This is a genomic window from Nonomuraea sp. NPDC049158 (assembly GCF_040648335.1).
Lineage (GTDB): Bacteria > Actinomycetota > Actinomycetes > Streptosporangiales > Streptosporangiaceae > Nonomuraea.
Genome location: NZ_JBEZDM010000009.1, coordinates 270531 through 287760, shown reverse-complemented (window position 1 = coordinate 287760; position 17230 = coordinate 270531). Strand labels below are relative to the sequence as shown.

The window sequence follows — 17230 nt, the reverse complement described above, 5'->3', positions numbered from 1 at the left end:
TGCATTTTCTGCGGCGCCCCGTACGCACATGGTGGCGTGACCGGCCCGCATAGCACGGAAACGAGAAAGTACTGCACTCGTGAGTGTGCAGAAGCAGACGCCGATTAATCCACGGGAGTAGAACATGCACCCGACGAAAAAACGCATTCCTCGACCAACAGCTCTTCTCCGGTGCCCGACATGCAAGGGCTATCTGTACGTCCGAACGAAAACCTGCCCGAAGTGCGATCGGTAAACGAGGGGGGAAACGTGGTGCGTGCACAAGTCAACGACAAGCAAGTGACATGCCCTGACTGCCTGTATAAGACACGCCTGATGCACTTCGACGTGTTGCTCGTCGGAGATGCCGGCGTGCAAGCCGGGTGCCGTAACTGCCGCTACTCGTTCTGGGTCAGCTTCACGTAGTTATCCGCAATAGCGAAACGAGAAGGGACGAGAAACATGGTTCGGCAATCACAAGTAGAGAAGATCAAGACTGCTGCGCGGGAGTGCGACATAGCGGTCATGACCGGCTCGCGGCAAGAGCAGGAGCGCTGCCTGGCGGTGCTGAACGCGCTCGAACGGAATTCGACGCGAGACGAGATCAACGCCGCCATCACATCGTGATCACGGGGTGCGCGCGATAGGTCAACTGCTGTTGGGCGCGGAGACAAAGGAACAAGAACATGGTCCGGAAATCTCAGGTCGAGAAAATCAAGACTGCTATGCGTGAGTACGACACAGCGCTCACGACCGGCTCGCGACAAGAGCAGGAACGTTGTCTAGCGGTACTGGACGCCGTCTATCGGAACTCGTCGGATGAGGAGATCAACACCCCCAGATGGTGATCACGGGGTGCGCGCCCACGGAACGGCTCAGCTTGGCGGCAACACCGTCCCGTAGGGCGCGCTTCCTTCACCGGTCGTCAGCAAAGGAGATTCCAGTGAAGCACGAACCCACCATGCGCTGCATCCGCTGCGGCGGCAAAGGCACACAGCGAGGCCGCGTCCACGTCATGCAGTGCCCGCGGTGCAAGGGCACCGGCCGCATGTCGCTCGACGACATTCGCACCGGAGACGTGGCGGGGCTATGAGGATTCAGCCGTGGACTACTTCGGGTATGCGTCGGTGGCGGCTGCTCGACCTGTTCGGCGGAGTCGGCGGTGCCGCACGCGGCTACCAACAGGCCGGCTTCCACGTCACCGGCGTCGACATCCAGCCTCAACCCCGCTACGCCGGCGACGTCTTCCACCAGGGCGATGCCCTCGACTTCGTCCGCGAGCACGGCCACCGCTTCGACGTCATCCACGCAAGCCCGCCCTGTCAGGCCGGCTGCACCCTGACCGCCGGCACCAACCAGGGCCGCACCTACCCGCAACTGATCCCGGCCGTCCGGGCCGCCCTGCAAGCCTCGGGCCGACCGTACGTCATCGAGAACGTGGCCGGCGCCCCGGTCCGCAAGGACCTGCGCCTGTGCGGGGAGATGTTCTCCCTTCGGGTGATCCGGCATCGCTTCTTCGAACTCGGCCGTCTGCACGTCCCCCAACCCGAGCACCTGCCGCATCGCGGCCGGGTAGCCGGCATGCGTCATGGCCGCTGGTATGAGGGCCCCTACTTCGCCATCTACGGCCAAGGCGGCGGCAAGGGCAGCATCGCCCAATGGCAGCACGCCATGGGCATCGTCTGGACCGACGTCCGCAAAGAGATCGCCGAAGCGATCCCTCCCGCCTACAGCCGCTATATCGGTGAACATCTCCTTGCCGTCTTGACCGGCGCAACGGCTGTTCAAGACGAGTTGCCCGACCTGGTGGAGGCCAGGCGGTGAGCCGCCACCGAGTCGAGGTGACCGAAACCTACGCCAAAGGCGTCCAGGACAACCCCTGGAGCGTGGACCGGCGTGTCACCGCCACCGAGAGCGCCGCATGCCTGCGACCGGTCGAGGTCAAGGCCAACGGACAGAGACGGCTGATCGCCTGCGGCCGGCGCCTGCCCGCTGATCGGCAGTGTGACGCCTGCCGGGTCCGCATCCACGTCACCGAGGTAAGGAGGGTGCAAGAGTGAGCGCTCCCGCGCTGCTCGCCGAGCTGGTCGGGCCGGTCGTTCGTGACCTGGCCCGCCGCTCCGGCAAGGACCTGTCGCGCTGGCTTGAGCAGGTTCACCGTCTGGGCGGCTGCACCGAACCGGTCCGGCTGGTGGGCGAAAGCATGACGTTGGACGCCGTGACCGGTCAGGTGCTGTCCAGCTACAGCACGGCCGGCGAACCGCACGGACAGCTCCTGGTGCGTTGCGGCAACCGGCGTGCCTCGCGCTGCCCGTCGTGCGCCGAGGTCTACCGCGCCGATACCTACCAGTTGATTCGCGCGGGCCTGCTCGGCGGTAAGGGCGTTCCTGAGGACGTCCGTACTCACCCGCGCGTCTTCGCCACGCTGACCGCCCCCTCATTCGGGCCGGTGCATCGCGGGCCGGACAAGGACGGCCACTCACGGCCATGCCATCCCCGCCGTAGCGGTCCGGCCTGCTTCCAGCGCCACCGCGCCGACGATGAACGCCTGGGCCAACCGCTCGACCCCGACTCATACGACTACATCGGGCACGTGCTGTGGAACGCCCACGCGGGCGAACTGTGGCGCCGCTTCACCATCTACCTTCGCCGCCACCTGGCCGGCGCCGCAGGCATGACCCAAGCCGCCTTCAACCGCGCGGTACGCGTCTCCTTCGCCAAGGTCGCCGAATACCAGGCCCGCGGCGTCGTCCACTTCCACGCCGTCATCCGCATGGATGGCCGCCCCATCGACGACCCGGACACCGACGTCCATGGTGCCGACACACCGGCCGCCGACATGCCGCCGCCCCCAGAGTGGGCAAGCGTCGAACTGCTGGATGCCGCCATCCGCTCGGCAGCCGCAACCGTCCACCTGGACGCCCCCGATCTCGGCCAACCAACCCAAAAACTCACCTGGGGCCGCCAGGTGGACGTCAAAGCCATCGAAACAGGCGAACTCGACGGGCAGCTTTCGGAGCAGGCCGTGGCCGCCTACATCGCCAAATACGCCACCAAAGCCGCCGAATCCTCCGGAACCCTCGACCGGCGCATCAACGCCACCGACCTGTCCCGTCTACACCAACACGGCGCCACACAGCACGCCGCACGCCTGATCCGCACCGCGTGGACGCTCGGCAACCCCGAGGTTCACCCCGACCAGGCGCCGCTACGGCTCCGCCAATGGGCCCACATGCTCGGCTTCCGCGGCCACTTCTCCACCCGCTCACGCGCCTACGCCACCACCCTGGGCGCCCTGCGGCAACAACGCATCGACTACCGCCGCGCCCAACACTCCGTCGAGGACTGGACGCCCGAACCCGGCAGCACGCTCGTGCTCGCCCACTGGAGCTTCGCCGGTCAGGGCTACACATCTGGCGAATCCATGCTCGCAAGCTCACTTTCCGATCAACCTCGACAGAACGGACCGTGATGAGTGCAAGCCGTTCCGCCAAGCCGCTCTCTGTGCCCGACTTCTGCGATGAGCTGGGCATCTCCCGCTCGACCTTCTACGACTGGCGTGCCAAGCGTCGCGCGCCAAGGTGCATCACTTTGCCGAACGGAAGCCTGCGTATCCGTCGCGACGAGTTCGAGCGTTGGCTGACCGATCGAGAGGACCCTGCCTGATGGCTTCCACGTATGACGTGCGGGTGTGGCGCATTCTGGTCAACAAGAACAAGGGCGGGCGAACCTATACCGTGCGATGGATCACGGATGGCAAACCCTGGAGGGAGACCTTCTCCACACGAGCTCTGGCGGAGAGCTTTTACGCTGAGCTACTCGGTTTCATACGTAAGGGGCTTGCCTTCGATCCTGCCACGGGTCGGCCTGTCGAGCATGCAGGGCGGCGCGGCCGGTCGGTGAGCTGGTGGTCGCTGGCGTGCAGCTATGTCGATCACCGTTGGGACGAGGCGGCCCCAAATTCGCGTCGCTCGATGGCTGACGCCTTGGCCACGATCACCTTGTCGTTGGTGGGACCAGCGCCGGCCGCCCCATCTAAGCGGGAGATTCGAAATGCGGTGACAAGGTGGGCGGCAAACGCCTCTCGCCGTGGCTCGGCCAGCGTGCCTGACGACCTCATCCGGACCGTGACCTGGCTGGAGAGGAACACACTCGCTGTGTCTTCGCTCGCCGATGAGGCCATCGTGCTGGCCGTGCTGAAGGGTATTTCCAAGACTCTGGCTGGAGAGCCTGCGGCAGCAACGACGATCGCGCGTAAGCGGGCTGTCCTGTACAACGTGCTGGAGTACGCCGTGAGCCCCGCACGGCTGCTGGATAGGAATCTCCTGGCGACCATCAGATGGCGGGTACCCAAGGTTGCCGAGGAGGTTTCGCCCCGCCGCGTGGTCAACGTGGAGCAAGCCGAAGCGTTGTTGGCGGAGGTCGGTGCGGCGGCTCCCCGGTTGAAGGCGTTCTTTGCCTCGATCTACTACTCAGCGCTACGTCCTGCCGAAGCAGTGGATGTGACCATAGACAAGATCAGCCTGCCTGAGGGGCGGCAATCGGACGAGTGGGGGTGGTTCTATCTCGGTGGTTCAGCGCCAGCGGTGGGCGCGGCCTGGACCAACAACGGCAAACGCCGCGAGTCCCGCGGGCTGAAGCACCGCCCCCGCAAGGCGGTCCGGCCGGTACCGATTCCGCCCCCGCTGGTTGCGATTCTCCGTGATCACATCGCTGCTTATGGTGTCGGCACCGACGGGCACGTGTTCGTGGCCGCTCGCGGTGGACTGCTATCGGAAAGCGTCTACGGCCGAGTGTGGCAGCTCGCGCGTGCTGCGGTGTTCGGCTCGGCCCAAGCCGCCTCGCCTCTCGCAGAGCGACCGTATGACCTACGCCACGCCTGCGTGTCCACATGGCTCAACGCCGGTGTTCCCGCTCCGCAGGTCGCCGAGTGGGCCGGCCACAGCGTCAATGTCTTGTTACGGGTCTATGCGGCATGCATCGTCGGCCAGGATGACATGTCCAAGCAACGCATCGCCGCCGCTCTACGACCCACTCCGAGTGCGCTGGACGCCGACACGGATACGACGCAAGCCCCCGGCGAGAGCCGTGGAGGACCGTGAATAGCCGGACACAACGCGAGAGGCCCGTCACCGCGTTTCCGCTGGTGACAGGCCTCTTCGAGCTGGTGTGGCAGGTGCAAGGTTCGAACTTGCGTAGGCTGAGCCGACGGTTTTACAGACCGCTCCCTTTGGCCACTCGGGCAACCTGCCGTGCCATCCGCTCTCGCGGCGACATCAGAAGAATAGCGGACTTCCGAGGTACACGTGACACCGGTTTGTCCCACGCCGGATCCCGCCTACCTGCTCCACCGAAACGACATTCGCCCTACCATCGACCGTGCCGTCCCCTTGAGCTTGTCCGCATCCTTGACCTGCGAGAACGGCTCGTCAGACACCGGGGCGCAAGCAAGTCACAGAGGAGGGCTCAGTTCTGGCCTACCTCGCAGACGAGCAGACGTTTGGCCGCGATGATGGCCTTGACCTGGGCAAACGCGTGTCGAGAGGGTGCGCGGCGCTCGCTTCGTGTCCCCTGCGGGACCGTCGGATACCCGTTAACCGATGATCAAGGTGAGCATCGGGGCCGCGGAGTCGACGCCGGTCCCAGGCAGCCGCGCGATCCCCACCAACTCAATCGAAAAGCGCCCTAATCGCGAGGCGACGCCGGTGATCCTTCCGTGAGGCGCGTGGATCAAGGCCCGGCGCCCTGCACGACGCGCCGATGCTGGCTAGGCTCGTACGCTGGGGTCCGCGTTCGCAGAGGGCGCGTTTCGAGGTCCGCAAGATCTGGAACCGGATACCGCCTAATGCTTACGCAGCGAGAGGATGTGCGTTTTGGCCGATTCATCTTTCGACATCGTCAGCAAGATCGACCGCCAGGAGGTCGACAACGCGCTGAACCAGACGGTCAAGGAGATCGGACACCGCTTCGACTTCAAGGGCACCGGGGCGAGCATCAGCTGGTCCGGGCAGAGTATCGAGATCAAGGCCAACAGCGAGGAGCGGGCCGGGGCCGCGCTCGACGTGTTCAAGGAGAAGGTGATCAAGCGAGGCCTCTCCTTGAAGATCATCGACGCGGACGAGCCCAAGCTGTCCGGCAGGGAATATCGCATGCTGGTCTCGCTCAAGGAGGGCATCGACCAGGAGAACGCCAAGAAGATCTCCAAGCTGATCCGCGACGAGGGGCCCAAGGGTGTCAAGGCGCAGATCCAGGGTGAGGAACTTCGGGTCAGTTCGAAGAAGAAGGACGATCTCCAGGAGGTCATGTCCCTGCTCAAGGGCAAGGATCTGGACATCGCCCTGCAGTTCGTGAACTACCGGTAGGGGGCGCCCCGCCGTACGTCAGAGATCGCGCAGGGCATATCCGGGGCACACGGCCGAGCGCGCTGTCCGCAAGGGCACGCGTTTTCTCCTGTGCCTCGGGCCGCCGCTCTCCATGAACGCCGCCCCTACTTGTGTGCTGAGCGAGGGTGAGCTGAAGCGCCATGGTGACGTGGTGAAGGTCTACCAGTGCTAGGCGGGCCCGGACGACGCTCGGTGCCCGATTACCGCCTCGACAGGCCGCTGGTCGCCGTATCCGAGGCCTCGTAGTGATCCGGATATGCCAGGGTTGGCGTAATCAGGTGATCGAAAGGTGAGGGCCTTGGCGTTATCGCGTGTTGTGGCCGGGCTGGCCGTCGGTGTGCTGGCCGCCGTACTTCCTGCGGGCAGTCCCGCTCACGCGAGCGCCGCGTTGCCGCCCTGTCCGCAGATATTCGGGCATGGCGGCTACCCCAACGGTGCCAACGGAGCCGACACCTGGAACCGGGATCAGGTACGCCAGCCCAACAACCCCACGGCCATCCGGAAGTACAAGGGCTGGGGTGCGGCAGGCGTCGAGGCGGATCTGCAGCTCACCAAGGACGGTACGAAGGCCGTCATGTGGCACAACACCTCCACCTGGGGCCTGAGCGGCGTCAAGAAGAACATCACCGACATCTGGTGGGCCGCCGGCGACACCGCGCTCAAGGGGCGGACCATCAATCGGGGCAGCTTCAGCGGTGAGACCGTTCACACCTTCCGCGAGTGGCTGGCCGCCATGAAGACCGACGGCATGATCGGGCTGGTCGAGATCAAGCCCGAGACCCGGCAGTTCCTGCTCGGCGCCGACGCCGCGATCAAGTCGCGGGCGTGGGCCGAGGTCCTGGATCCGGTCAAGGAGCGGTACGGGTCGCAGGAGATCATCCTGTACTCCCATGATGCCGGTCTCCAGGACGAGCTCAAGAAGCGCGTCACCGCCGCGGGCCTGGCGCAGGTGCTGACCGGCGGGCCCAGCTGGCCGGAGGTGACAAAGTGGGAGGAACCCCCGCCCTCGTGGAAGCTGAACGAGAGCGCGTGGACGGCCGCGCTCGAGCGGTCGACCAAGCGGGTCGCGACCGACTACACAGCCCAGCTCAGCGCGTGGCTCAAGGGGAAGTGCCAATAGAGCTGGTCATCGGCCAGCCAACTCGTCGAGGGACGTCACCATGACCATGCTCGTTCACATCACCGCGGCCAAGAACACGCGGTCAATGCGGCGCAGCGGCATCCGTGCGGTGAGCGGTGGGCATGACGGTATCTCTGGTGTCTACTGCCTGCCGGTGCTCCCGTCGTACCAGATCACCCATCAGTGGGTCCGCGAGCTGCGGCGGGGCGGGCAGCGTACCCTCGTCGCGGTCTATTTCCGGGTGCCAGATGACGAACCGGTGCAGGTCGGCCACTACAGCCGCTTTCCCGCCGAGATGGCCAGCGCGGAGGCGGCCGCGCTGATCGCGGCCCAGCAGGATGCGCGCGGGTACGAGTTCTTCGTCGCGCGGCCCATCCGGGCCGACGAGATCCATCGCATCCGCGGCGTCAACCAGGTGACCGGGTGGCGCTACATGCCGAACGCTCATGGGAGACCGCCATGCGCGTGCCCGATCTGCAATCCCTCGGGCCAGTACGGCGCCGCCAAGATCCGGAAAGCCTTTGGCGACCCCGACGACTAGTCGGATGGACGAGGGAATCAGTGAGGAGCTGCGCGGCAAGCTGATTGAGCTTGCCCGGCTTCAGGATCGCGAAGCCGGCGATTTGACGGACGAGCACGAACGCTGGGCGCTCTACCGAGTCGCGATTGAGGATGGCATCGGAGTTACCGAGCTTTTCGAGCTGCTCTCGCTGGAGCCGGATTCCGCGTTGGCCTCTTCTGTAGTCGTACACATGGTGGAGCGGTCAGCTCCTGAGGAGCGACGGCTATGGGTCGCTCGGCTTCCGGCAGAGGTTCAGGGCTATGCGCAGGGGCGGGTGGCCGAGCTTGAGACGCTGGACATGCTCTGCTCTGGCGGCTTTCCGCATGATCAGGTGGCTGACAGCTTGGAAGGCTGGTCCAACTGGCTCCAACTCCGGGTCACTGTGTTCGTTGAGGACACCGCTGTGTTGCGGATCCTGGCGGAACAGGGTCGGACCAAAAGGGTGCGCAGGCAGGCAACAGAGGCAGGGTCACGACGCTCCGGAGAACTCCCGCCTATGCTCCAATGACGTGACGAAAATCCCCCTGCGCCGGTTCACGGCCCGTGCCCTGCCCATCGACGAACAGGGCAGGGTGCTCCTGCTCCACGGGTTCGATCCCGCCCGGCCCGACGAGCCGTTCTGGTTCACCATCGGTGGCGCCGCTGAGGACGGGGAGACGCTCCAGGAGGCCGCGCTGCGCGAGCTGCACGAGGAGGTCGGGATCCGGGCCGGGGCCGACCAGCTCGCCGGTCCGTACGGCACGAGCACGATCGAGTTCTTCTTCGCCGAGTACGCCGTCACCCAGGACCAGACGTTCTTCGCGGTTCGGGTGGCCGAGGGCACGGACATCTCGTACGAGCACATGGAAGAGATCGAGAAGGCCACCACCCTGGGTCACCGGTGGTGGAGCTCCGAGGAACTGGAGGCCACTGACGAGGTCTTCTTCCCCGAGGACCTCGCCACCCTCCTGCGCAAGATCAACTCGGCTGGTTGACGACCATAGGGCAATGGTTTAATGCGGTCATATCGGCCATCAGGAGGTCACCGTGAGTGGCACGCCCGATTACCCCGTTCCGCAATCCCACCGCTCTGGAGCCGCCTGAGGAGTGGGCGAGCGTGCGCGAGGGCTGCCCGGTAGCCCGGGTCCGGGGGTGAGGAACCGGCGGACAGCCGTTGGCGCTGAGAAGGATCTTGGTCGCAGCGAGTGAGGTCGCTCTTGGTCGTGAAGGTTCTTCAGCGCGTTGCCCGGTCGCGGCGTCGGCGGGCGGCGCGGATCTCGGCGTCGGCGACCTTATCGTCGAGCAACGCGTACAGCTGGGTGGTTTCGGTGGAGGCGTGGCCGAGGCGGCGGCGGACGGCCTCGATGGACACCCCGGCGTTGATGAGTTCGGTGGCGTGGGCGTGGCGCAGCTGGTGGATGTCGATCTCGACGCGTGCGGCGGTGCAGTAGCCCTGCCAGCGGTGGTGGGCGGCGTCGTAGGACAGGGGCCCGCCGTAGCCGTTGATGGAGGCGCGAAACAGCGGCCCGGCGGTGTAGTCGGCGCGGGCTAGGTAGAGCTTGAGCAGGGCGACGTAGCCGCGGTCGTCCAACAGGACGGTGCGCACGCTGCCGCCTTTGCCGTGGATGCGGACGTGTTCGTCGTCCATACGCAGGTCGAGGTCTTCGACGTACAGGCCGCACACTTCGGCGGCGCGGGCGCCGCAGACGTAGGCGGTCTCGAACAGCGCCCGGTCGCGCAGCCGGTCCAGTGGCAGGTCCTTGCGCGGCCGCCGCGAGCAGATCGCGGCCAGGACCTTGGCGACGTCGGCGGCCGCGGCCGGGCGGGGCAGCGTCTTGGGCACCTTGATGGTGTCGATGCGGTCCATGGGGTTGGCGTCGAGCAGGTCGTGCCTGACCGCCCAGCGGCAGAAGGAGGCGATCGCGGCCCGCTTGCGCTTGCGGGTGGCGGCCGACAACTGGCCGAGGTCGGCGAGGAAGGCCCGGATGGGCGCGGCGCTCAGCTCGCGCCTGGTCTGTGATCGCTATCTTGCCAGATAACAAAGGTTATCCCGCAATCATTGGTCTCCATTCTGCTGATTCGCACCGCAAGGCCCGCTCGCATAGAGCAACCGGCTGAGGGTCGCTGCGGACGCCGGCGGTGAAGAACATCACACGCCAAGCGTGACGGTGAACGTCTGGCGCCTCTGGAAGGCGTCTTGGCGTACGTGGTGTGACGGACGCAGCGCTGGTGCCGCGCTCGCAAGGCACCCTCAGGTGATTGCGGTCGATGAGGCCGGTCGGCTTGGCCGGGATGGCTGCATGAGCAGGCCGTCGATACGACGAGTCAGCGTGTCGTGGGCGGGCACGGTGGGGCGGTGTCCGAGCAGGGCGAGTGAGGTCAGCCCTTCGACGAGTGGCAGGAGGGTCTCGGCCTCCAGGTCGGCGTCGAGGTCGTCGCGGAACTCGCCGGTTCGCTGGCCATAGCGGATCAGCCAGACCAGCAGGTCGCGCGTTTTGGCGTGGGCCTGGCGCAGGATTTCCGCCAGGGACGGGATGGCGGTGGCGTGGGCGGTGAAGGCCGCCAGGATCCTGGCGTCGCGTCGCTGGTGCGGCTCGATCAGGGTGATCGTACGCAGGGTGGCGGTGAGCAGGGTCACCGCCGACTCCTTGGCGGCGGAGGCGTCGATCTCCTCCTGGCCCTGCGCGGTGATGCGTTCGGTGATGTGGTGCAGTGCGAAGGCGAGCATCTCGTCCTTGGTGGCGAAGCATCGCTGCACTGCTCCCATGGACACCCCAGCCTGCTGCGCCACGTCCCGGAGGGTCGCGCCTTCGGGGCCGTGCCGGTCGATCAGGTCGCAGACCGCTTCGGCGATGTGGCGGCGTCGCGTCTCGTAGTCGACCTGCTTGGGCATGGGGTTCCTTCCGACAGCATTTCGATGCGGTTGCATCGTATCAACTTTTCCGGTTTATTTGATGCGTACGCATCGGAACAAGGGAGGACGCCATGAGTCGTTCGCAAACACGCAACCGCACAGCCGATAAGGCGCTGTGGCTGGCCGGAGCTCTGTTCACCGTGCAGGGGTTCGGCTCGGCGATCACCGAGGCGCAGTGGGACACCAGCTTCGGAATCGCCGGCATCCTGCGCGCCGTCGGCGTCCCCGGCTGGGCCGATCTCGCCCTGGGCACCCTCGGAGCCGCGTTCCTGCTCATCGCGACGTATCGGGCGGTGCGCCGATGAGACCCCGAGGAACGGCGCGCAGGACGGCGCGCGTGCGGCTGGTCACGGCGGTGGCCGGTCTGTCCGTCGTCGCGGCCTGCGCGAGCGCCACCGGCCCCGCATCGAGCTCGCGCCAGTCTGTCGCGCACACCTCGTCCGGCGCCGTCACCGGCGCTCACATCGGCCGGGACGTGCAGCGGTTCAACGCCATCCCCTATGCCGCGCCACCAACCGGAACGCTGCGCTGGCAGCCGCCCCAGCCCGTCCAAGCGTGGAAAGGCGTCAAGGACGGCACCCGCACGGCCCCGCGCTGCCCGCAGAACGCCAATCCCGCCGACTCCAACCCGGCCAGCACCACCGAGGACTGCCTGTACCTGAACGTCACCGCCCCCCGGACCGTGCCCGCCGGACAACGGCTGCCTGTGATGGTCTGGCTGCACGGCGGCGGCTTCACCCAGGGCGCCGGCGGCGACTACGACACCCAGCGGCTGGCGAAGGCGGGCGTGGTCGTCGTGACCGTCAACTACCGGCTGGGCATCTTCGGCTTCCTCGGCCACCCCGCCCTGCCCGGCTCGGGCGCATTCGGCCTGCTCGACCAGCAGGCCGCGCTGCGCTGGATACGGCACAACGCGGCGGCCTTCGGCGGCGACCCGCGCAACATCACCCTGTTCGGCGAGTCCGCGGGCGCGTTCAGCACCTGCGCCCAGCTGACATCCCCCACGGCGGCGGGGCTGTTCGACAAGGCGATCATCCAAAGCGGCACATGCTCGATGCGCCAGATGGGCATCGACCCCGCCGGCGGCGACACCGTGTGGCCATCACGGCAGTCCGGCGAACAGATCGCCGCAGCCGCCGCCGAACAGATCGGATGCACCGACGCCGCCCAGACGATGGCCTGCCTGCGCCAGGCCCCGGTCCCGGCCCTGCTCGCCGCGCAGCAGAAGATGCCCGCCACCTGGGCGCCCTCGTACGGAAGCGACACGCTGCCGCTCGACCCGCGCCGGGCGGTGGCCGAGGGACGCCTCCACCCGGTGCCGCTCATGGCCGGCACCACCGCGCACGAGGCCCGATACTTCGTGGCCATGTACTTCGACGGTCCCGGCCAGCCTCTGACCCGGCAGACCTATCAGCAGTTCCTGCGCATCGCCTTCGGCACCGACGCCCGGCGGGTCGCGGCCAGGTATCCCCTCAGCGCACATGGCTCCCCCTCCCTGGCATGGGCCGCCATCGCCACCGACCGCGGCTGGACCTGCCCCACCCAGGCGGGCAACCGCCTGCTCGCCCGCAAGACCCCCGTCTACCAATACGAATTCGCCGACGACACCGCTCCCAGACCATCCGGGTTTCCCATCCCCGCCGCCTTCCCTCTGGGCGCCTACCACGGCGGAGAACTGCCCTACCTCTTCGACGGCCCCGGCGCCGCCACCGACCAGCCCCTCTCGACAAGCCAACGCCGACTGGCCGACCAGATGATCGCCTACTGGACCCGCTTCGCCGCCACCGGCAATCCCAACGACCCGAGCCTGCCCCGATGGAAGCCCCTGACCAGCAAGAGCGCGAACCACGTCCGCTCCCTTACCACGGCCCGAAGCAATGGCGACGGCTCCACCGAACACCACTGCCGCTTTTGGAACACACGCAAGTGAAAGAGCTCCAGCCCATGAGCTGAGCCGTCATTCAGACGGTCATCGGTCAGCGGTTCAGACGCCGTCATCGTCCACGACAGCGGCACTGGCGGCACTGACCTCGGGCAGCGCCGCCGCGCCGAGCGGCCGCAGGCCCTTGTCCGGGGCCGAGGATGCGATCGCGTAGCGGCCCAGGCAGTTGAGGTGGGCGTGGCCCAGCGGGGACAGCCGTGCCACGTCCTCGTCCTTGACCGGCACACCCTGGGCGCGCAACTGGTCCACGATCGCCGACAGATACCGTGAGTTCCACAACACGACGGCATTGACGACAAGTCCAAGAGCCGCGAGTTGATCCTCCTGGCCTTCCCGATATGCCTGTCGGATCCGGCCCGAGTTGCCGTGGCAGATCTTGCGGGCCAGGCGGTGCCGGGACTCCTGGACCGACAACTGCTTACCCAGGCTCCGACGGTAGCTGGAATCCATCGGGTCCAGCATGCTCAGCAGGTGCATCGTCTTGTCGATACGGCCGTACTCGGCGAACGCCTGCCCCAGCGGCGTCGGAGAACCCTGGCGGGCGAACATGCGCAGCCCGGCACCACCATCTGCCCGATCCCCGCCACCTGATCATTTACTGCGTTGAGCCAGGTGATACCGCGCTTGTAGCCGTAGTACTTGGGTGAAGGTCCGGCTTTGATCGTCTTGACCGGGACGACGAACCGCAGCCCGTCTACCGAGGCCAGCAAGCCGCCGCCCCACGAGGCGACGATCGGCACCTTGCCCTGGTGTGCGATCAGGATCGCGTTGGCCGCGGCGTGCGTCTCGGCGCGCACGTAGTTCTGATCCACGTGGGACAGCCGGCCACGGGTCAGCGCCTCTTCCCCCGCCTTGATCACAGGGGTCAATCCGACGTTGCAGGCCTCGCTGATCAGCAGCGCCACCAGCGATGTCGGCAGGTGGTTCATGCGGGTGGAGATGTCGGCCAGGTGCACGTAGGCGTCCAGAAACCCGGTCCAGGCGTGCACCTCCAGCAGCAGTTCCGGCAGGTCGATGCGGGGCAGCATGGCCTGGCAGGCGGCCCTCAGCCACGCCAGGGACTCGCTCTCGCCGAGCGCGCCGAGCTTCCCCACCGACAGCCGGGCCCGCCCGCCCCCGGCCGGGGTTACCACCGAGACCAGCGCGTCCTCGCCCGCCTCCTCCAGCCGGGCGTCCATCTGCGCCAGCAGGTGCGCGCGCGGGTCGGCCCAGCGCAGCGACGGCGTGGCGAACACGTCCCTGATCGTCAGGGCCCGTAGCAGGTGCTCCAGCACGCACACCACGTACGCGTCACGATCGACCGCGCCCTGCGGCAGGTCCGGGTTGGCATACACCGCCCGCTTCCACGACGCGGTCACCAGCGCGGCGTCGATCTCCCTGGGCAACAGCGGCTTCTTGCTCACCTGCCGACGCGACAGCTCCGGCAAGCGGCGCACCGCGGCCAGCACGCGCCGCCCGCCCGGCGCCGCCGACAGTGCCTTCGACTCGCCCAGCAGCCGCAGGAACAGGCGCACCGTGTGGTACTTCTCCACCAGCGCGGCCCGCATCGCCGCCTCGGCCGCGCCGTCCTCCTCAGGGACCAGCTCCTCCACCACCTGCAGCGCCGCACGGACCTGCTCCTTGCTCACGTCGGCGATCTCGGCCACCGCGGCCCACATCGCCGCCACATCGAGGTCGCACCCTCCTGGTCGACCAAGTCGAGCTGGTCGACCAGCACGCGGCCGGCCTTGGCCACCAGCATGGAGGCCCGCTCCAGCCGGGGCAGCATCCGCAGCCGTTCGTCGGCGGACTTGCGGCGGGCCGGGCTGATCAACCGGGTCGCCATCAACAGCGCGAACAGATCCAAAGCGTCGTCGATCGCCTCGGCCTCTAGACTTCGCGTGACCGCCAGCAGCGTCGCCGTCCGGCGCGGCTCGACCAGCCGGTCCAGCACCGGCGCCTTGCTGCCCGCCCCGTACTTGGCCAGGGTCTTCATCCGCCGCACCGGAACCTTCGACACCGCGACCCGGCTCAACCCGAAGGCGGCCAGGTTGTCCACCCGCTGCAGCGCCCGCACCATCTCCGTCCCTGACGTGCGCTTAGGCGCCTGCCGCAGCTTCTCCAGCTCCGAGATGCGCCATCCCTCGGGCACTACCAGCAGATCCGACAACGCGGCCGGCAGGTGCGGATCGGCACGGCGGACCTGCTTGGTCACCACCGTGTACATGCGGACATCGGCCCGTTCCCGCACGCTGCCAACCAGCCGCTCCAGCACGGTCACCCCGGGCAGCAACACCCGATGCCGCCGCAGCCACGCCACCGACTGCTCGAACAACGCCACCGGCCCCTCAGCGTGCGTCCACGCCCTGCCGTGCAGGAAAGTCCCGAACTGGCACGTCAGCTGCCGCTCGCTCCAGCTGTTGGTGTCATCGAAGGTGTGGTAACCGTAGGCGTCCGGGATCATCCACGCTCCCGATCTGGACGGCGACGCCCAGCCGGTGAGAATCGGCTCTCGACTGCGCGATCACATTCCGGTCGAAGCTGTCCAGGAAGAAGAACTTCTCCAGGTCTGACAGCGACGGCACCTCGATGAACGAGACGTAGGCAGCCCTGTGCTCGGCAGACAGAAATTCCGCAGGCATAGCCCGCACGGTAGGACCATATCGGCGGGGATCAACTCATAGTGATCGACGCGTTACAAGTGAGGATGTTTCACCCGTGAGTGCGTCTTGATCGTTCTCAGCGCCAACGGCTGTCCGCCGGCTCCTCGCCCCCGGGGTCGGGCTGGCCAGCGGGGATGAGGCGACGCTCAGTTGATCGACGCGATGGTGGAGTGGAGATCGACGCCGCAGGCCGACTTCAACGACTACCTCACGGCGCACATCGCCGCCAAGAAGTGACGGTGGATCGGGACAAGTGCTGCGGGGCGGGGCAGTGCGCGATGATCGCGCCGGAGGTGTTCGACCAGGACGAGGATGACGGGGTCGTGCTGCTGCTCGACGACACGCCGGATGCGCGCCTGCATCGGGCCGTACGGGAGGTGGCGAGCGTGTGCCCGGCCGCCGCGATCCGACTGTCCGAGTCCGACGCAACGGCGTAGTCACACCCCCTGTCATCCAGCTGTACGAGTCCCCATATGGTCCGCCCGACTGTAGGAGTCCCAACGCGGTCACAGCGTGCGGCCCAGCTGTCCGAGCCTTCGGTGTGGCGGATTAGCCCTCAGCGTGGCGGATTAGCGGCGGTAGCCCGCCATGCGCTCCAACCGGGCGACCCGCTCGGAAGTGGGCGGGTGGGTGGAGAACAGCCTCCCGAACCCGGACCCGCTGAACGGGTTGGCGATCATCATGTGGGAAGCCGAGGTGAGGCGGCTGTTCTCCGGCAGCGGCAGTCGGCGTGCGCCCATCTCGATCTTGCGCAGCGCCGAGGCCAGCGCCAGCGGATCGCCCGTCAGCCGAGCACCGGACTCGTCCGCCTGGAACTCCCTCGTCCTGGAGATCGCCATCTGCACCATCCCCGCCGCCACCGGTCCGAGAACCATCATGAGCAGCGCCCCCACGAACCCGGGCCCCTCATCGTCATCGGACCCGCCGAAGAACACGGCCACGTAGCTGAGCCAAGTGATCATCGTGGCCAGCGCGCCGGCTACCGAGGAGACCAGGATGTCTCGGTTGTACACATGAGATAGCTCGTGCCCGATGACTCCGCGCATCTCGTCCGGGTTGAGCAGCTGCGTGAGCCCGTACGTCACGCAGACCGCCGCCTGGCGCGGGCTCCGGCCGGTCGCGAAGGCGTTCGGTTGCACGGTGGGTGAGATGTACAGGCGCGGCATCGGCTGCCGGGCTTCGTTGGACAGCTCCCGTACGATCCGGTAGAGCATCGGCTGCTCGACCTCGCTGACCTGCCGCGCCCGCATCGCCGACAGGGCGATCCGGTCGGAGAAGAAGTAGGCGACACCGCTGCTCGCCATGGCGAGCACGAACGCGAGTTGCAGCCCGGTGCCGCCGCCCAGCCACCCTCCCACCGCGAGTATCAACGCAGATAGGCCGCCCAGCAGAATGGCGGTGCGCAGACCGTTGTGGTGCAAGGTTCCCCCCTTCGCGGTGTGGGTTCACCTGGTCCAACGACGATCCCCCGGTTCATCGTTCCCCGTGGTGGCCGCCCGAGGGCACAGCGCGACCATACCGCCAGCTCAGAGCATCAGAACCGCGCCCCATCCGCCTGCTTAGCGGGTCGGAACCGCGCCCGATTCGCCTGCTTAGCGGGTCGAAACCGCAGCCCACCCGCCTGCACAGCGCGTCGGAACCGCGCCTGATCCGCCTGCACAGCGCGTCGGGACCGCGGCCGATCCGCTTGCTCCCCCGGAGGCGGACGC

The 17230-nt window shown here is 67.2% G+C and carries 17 protein-coding genes, 1 tRNA gene and 1 pseudogene; 14 read left to right on the top strand and 5 right to left on the bottom strand.

Annotated elements, in window-relative coordinates; translation table 11 throughout:
* Positions 1-441 precede the first annotated feature (441 nt).
* From AB0B61_RS22005 to AB0B61_RS21980, 6 genes are all read left to right on the top strand, one after another.
* Positions 442-606, top strand: coding sequence for a hypothetical protein (locus AB0B61_RS22005; protein ID WP_358434601.1), 165 nt, complete (start codon positions 442-444; stop codon positions 604-606).
* Between the two features lie 492 nt (positions 607-1098).
* Positions 1099-1803: a DNA cytosine methyltransferase gene (locus AB0B61_RS22000; protein WP_358434598.1), complete on the top strand. Its 705-nt coding sequence runs from the start codon at positions 1099-1101 to the stop codon at positions 1801-1803.
* Complete coding sequence (locus AB0B61_RS21995) at positions 1800-2039, top strand: hypothetical protein (protein ID WP_358434595.1); 240 nt, start codon at positions 1800-1802, stop codon at positions 2037-2039. Before AB0B61_RS22000 ends, AB0B61_RS21995 begins: the two co-directional genes overlap by 4 nt.
* Complete coding sequence (locus tag AB0B61_RS21990) at positions 2036-3451, top strand: replication initiator (protein ID WP_358434592.1); 1416 nt, start codon at positions 2036-2038, stop codon at positions 3449-3451. The genes AB0B61_RS21995 and AB0B61_RS21990 overlap by 4 nt, the downstream gene beginning before the upstream one ends.
* Positions 3451-3645 carry a helix-turn-helix domain-containing protein gene (locus AB0B61_RS21985; RefSeq protein WP_358434589.1) on the top strand — a complete coding sequence of 65 codons (195 nt, stop codon included), beginning with the start codon at positions 3451-3453 and terminating at the stop codon, positions 3643-3645. Before AB0B61_RS21990 ends, AB0B61_RS21985 begins: the two co-directional genes overlap by 1 nt.
* On the top strand, positions 3645-5081 hold the full coding sequence (locus AB0B61_RS21980) for a tyrosine-type recombinase/integrase (RefSeq protein ID WP_358434586.1): 1437 nt from the start codon (positions 3645-3647) through the stop codon (positions 5079-5081). Before AB0B61_RS21985 ends, AB0B61_RS21980 begins: the two co-directional genes overlap by 1 nt.
* A gap of 68 nt (positions 5082-5149) precedes the next feature.
* On the opposite strand, the gene AB0B61_RS21975 is transcribed toward AB0B61_RS21980, so the two are convergent.
* Positions 5150-5231, bottom strand: a tRNA-Tyr gene (locus AB0B61_RS21975).
* Between the two features lie 612 nt (positions 5232-5843).
* Between AB0B61_RS21975 and AB0B61_RS21970 the strand changes: the two genes are divergently transcribed.
* The 5 genes from AB0B61_RS21970 (at position 5844) to AB0B61_RS21950 (ending at position 9018) form a co-directional block, all read left to right on the top strand.
* The gene (locus AB0B61_RS21970; RefSeq protein WP_358434583.1) at positions 5844-6341 is read left to right on the top strand and encodes a YajQ family cyclic di-GMP-binding protein; all 498 of its coding nucleotides are present in this window, start codon (positions 5844-5846) and stop codon (positions 6339-6341) included.
* Positions 6342-6660: 319 nt separating this feature from the next.
* Positions 6661-7482, top strand: a complete 822-nt coding sequence (locus tag AB0B61_RS21965) for a glycerophosphodiester phosphodiesterase family protein (RefSeq protein WP_358434581.1) — start codon at positions 6661-6663, stop codon at positions 7480-7482.
* 46 nt (positions 7483-7528) lie between these two features.
* Positions 7529-8023: a hypothetical protein gene (locus AB0B61_RS21960; RefSeq protein ID WP_358434578.1), complete on the top strand. Its 495-nt coding sequence runs from the start codon at positions 7529-7531 to the stop codon at positions 8021-8023.
* Positions 8024-8027: 4 nt separating this feature from the next.
* Positions 8028-8552 carry a hypothetical protein gene (locus tag AB0B61_RS21955; RefSeq protein WP_358434575.1) on the top strand — a complete coding sequence of 175 codons (525 nt, stop codon included), beginning with the start codon at positions 8028-8030 and terminating at the stop codon, positions 8550-8552.
* 1 nt (position 8553) lies between these two features.
* Positions 8554-9018 carry an NUDIX domain-containing protein gene (locus AB0B61_RS21950; RefSeq protein WP_358434572.1) on the top strand — a complete coding sequence of 155 codons (465 nt, stop codon included), beginning with the start codon at positions 8554-8556 and terminating at the stop codon, positions 9016-9018.
* Between the two features lie 239 nt (positions 9019-9257).
* On the opposite strand, the gene AB0B61_RS21945 is transcribed toward AB0B61_RS21950, so the two are convergent.
* Positions 9258-9980 carry a tyrosine-type recombinase/integrase gene (locus tag AB0B61_RS21945; RefSeq protein WP_358434570.1) on the bottom strand — a complete coding sequence of 241 codons (723 nt, stop codon included), beginning with the start codon at positions 9978-9980 and terminating at the stop codon, positions 9258-9260.
* 294 nt (positions 9981-10274) lie between these two features.
* Entirely contained in the window at positions 10275-10916 is a 642-nt protein-coding gene (locus tag AB0B61_RS21940) for a TetR/AcrR family transcriptional regulator (protein WP_358434567.1), read from the bottom strand.
* Between the two features lie 92 nt (positions 10917-11008).
* Between AB0B61_RS21940 and AB0B61_RS21935 the strand changes: the two genes are divergently transcribed.
* Both AB0B61_RS21935 and AB0B61_RS21930 read left to right on the top strand, forming a co-directional pair.
* Positions 11009-11242, top strand: coding sequence for a hypothetical protein (locus tag AB0B61_RS21935; protein WP_225302423.1), 234 nt, complete (start codon positions 11009-11011; stop codon positions 11240-11242).
* On the top strand, positions 11239-12867 hold the full coding sequence (locus AB0B61_RS21930) for a carboxylesterase family protein (protein ID WP_358434565.1): 1629 nt from the start codon (positions 11239-11241) through the stop codon (positions 12865-12867). The genes AB0B61_RS21935 and AB0B61_RS21930 overlap by 4 nt, the downstream gene beginning before the upstream one ends.
* Positions 12868-12921: 54 nt before the next feature.
* Here AB0B61_RS21930 and AB0B61_RS21925 read toward each other — a convergent pair.
* A pseudogene (locus AB0B61_RS21925) lies at positions 12922-15500 on the bottom strand (Tn3 family transposase).
* A 254-nt stretch (positions 15501-15754) separates the two neighbouring features.
* Between AB0B61_RS21925 and AB0B61_RS21920 the strand changes: the two are divergent.
* Entirely contained in the window at positions 15755-15958 is a 204-nt protein-coding gene (locus AB0B61_RS21920) for a ferredoxin (RefSeq protein WP_358434562.1), read from the top strand.
* A gap of 132 nt (positions 15959-16090) precedes the next feature.
* Here AB0B61_RS21920 and htpX read toward each other — a convergent pair whose 3' ends face one another.
* On the bottom strand, positions 16091-16942 hold the full coding sequence (htpX, locus tag AB0B61_RS21915) for a zinc metalloprotease HtpX (protein WP_358434559.1): 852 nt from the start codon (positions 16940-16942) through the stop codon (positions 16091-16093).
* Between the last annotated feature and the right edge of the window lie 288 nt (positions 16943-17230).

Excerpts from the sequence above, each read along its gene's own strand:
- AB0B61_RS21940 (WP_358434567.1), bottom strand. The coding sequence starts at position 10,916 with ATGCCCAAGCAGGTCGACTACGAGACGCGACGCCGCCACATCGCCGAA.
- AB0B61_RS21985 (WP_358434589.1), top strand. The coding sequence starts at position 3,451 with ATGAGTGCAAGCCGTTCCGCCAAGCCGCTCTCTGTGCCCGACTTCTGC.
- AB0B61_RS21980 (WP_358434586.1), top strand. The coding sequence starts at position 3,645 with ATGGCTTCCACGTATGACGTGCGGGTGTGGCGCATTCTGGTCAACAAG.
- AB0B61_RS21930 (WP_358434565.1), top strand. The coding sequence starts at position 11,239 with ATGAGACCCCGAGGAACGGCGCGCAGGACGGCGCGCGTGCGGCTGGTC.
- AB0B61_RS22005 (WP_358434601.1), top strand. The coding sequence starts at position 442 with ATGGTTCGGCAATCACAAGTAGAGAAGATCAAGACTGCTGCGCGGGAG.
- AB0B61_RS21960 (WP_358434578.1), top strand. The coding sequence starts at position 7,529 with ATGCTCGTTCACATCACCGCGGCCAAGAACACGCGGTCAATGCGGCGC.
- AB0B61_RS21955 (WP_358434575.1), top strand. The coding sequence starts at position 8,028 with ATGGACGAGGGAATCAGTGAGGAGCTGCGCGGCAAGCTGATTGAGCTT.
- AB0B61_RS21935 (WP_225302423.1), top strand. The coding sequence starts at position 11,009 with ATGAGTCGTTCGCAAACACGCAACCGCACAGCCGATAAGGCGCTGTGG.
- AB0B61_RS22000 (WP_358434598.1), top strand. The coding sequence starts at position 1,099 with ATGCGTCGGTGGCGGCTGCTCGACCTGTTCGGCGGAGTCGGCGGTGCC.
- AB0B61_RS21970 (WP_358434583.1), top strand. The coding sequence starts at position 5,844 with ATGTGCGTTTTGGCCGATTCATCTTTCGACATCGTCAGCAAGATCGAC.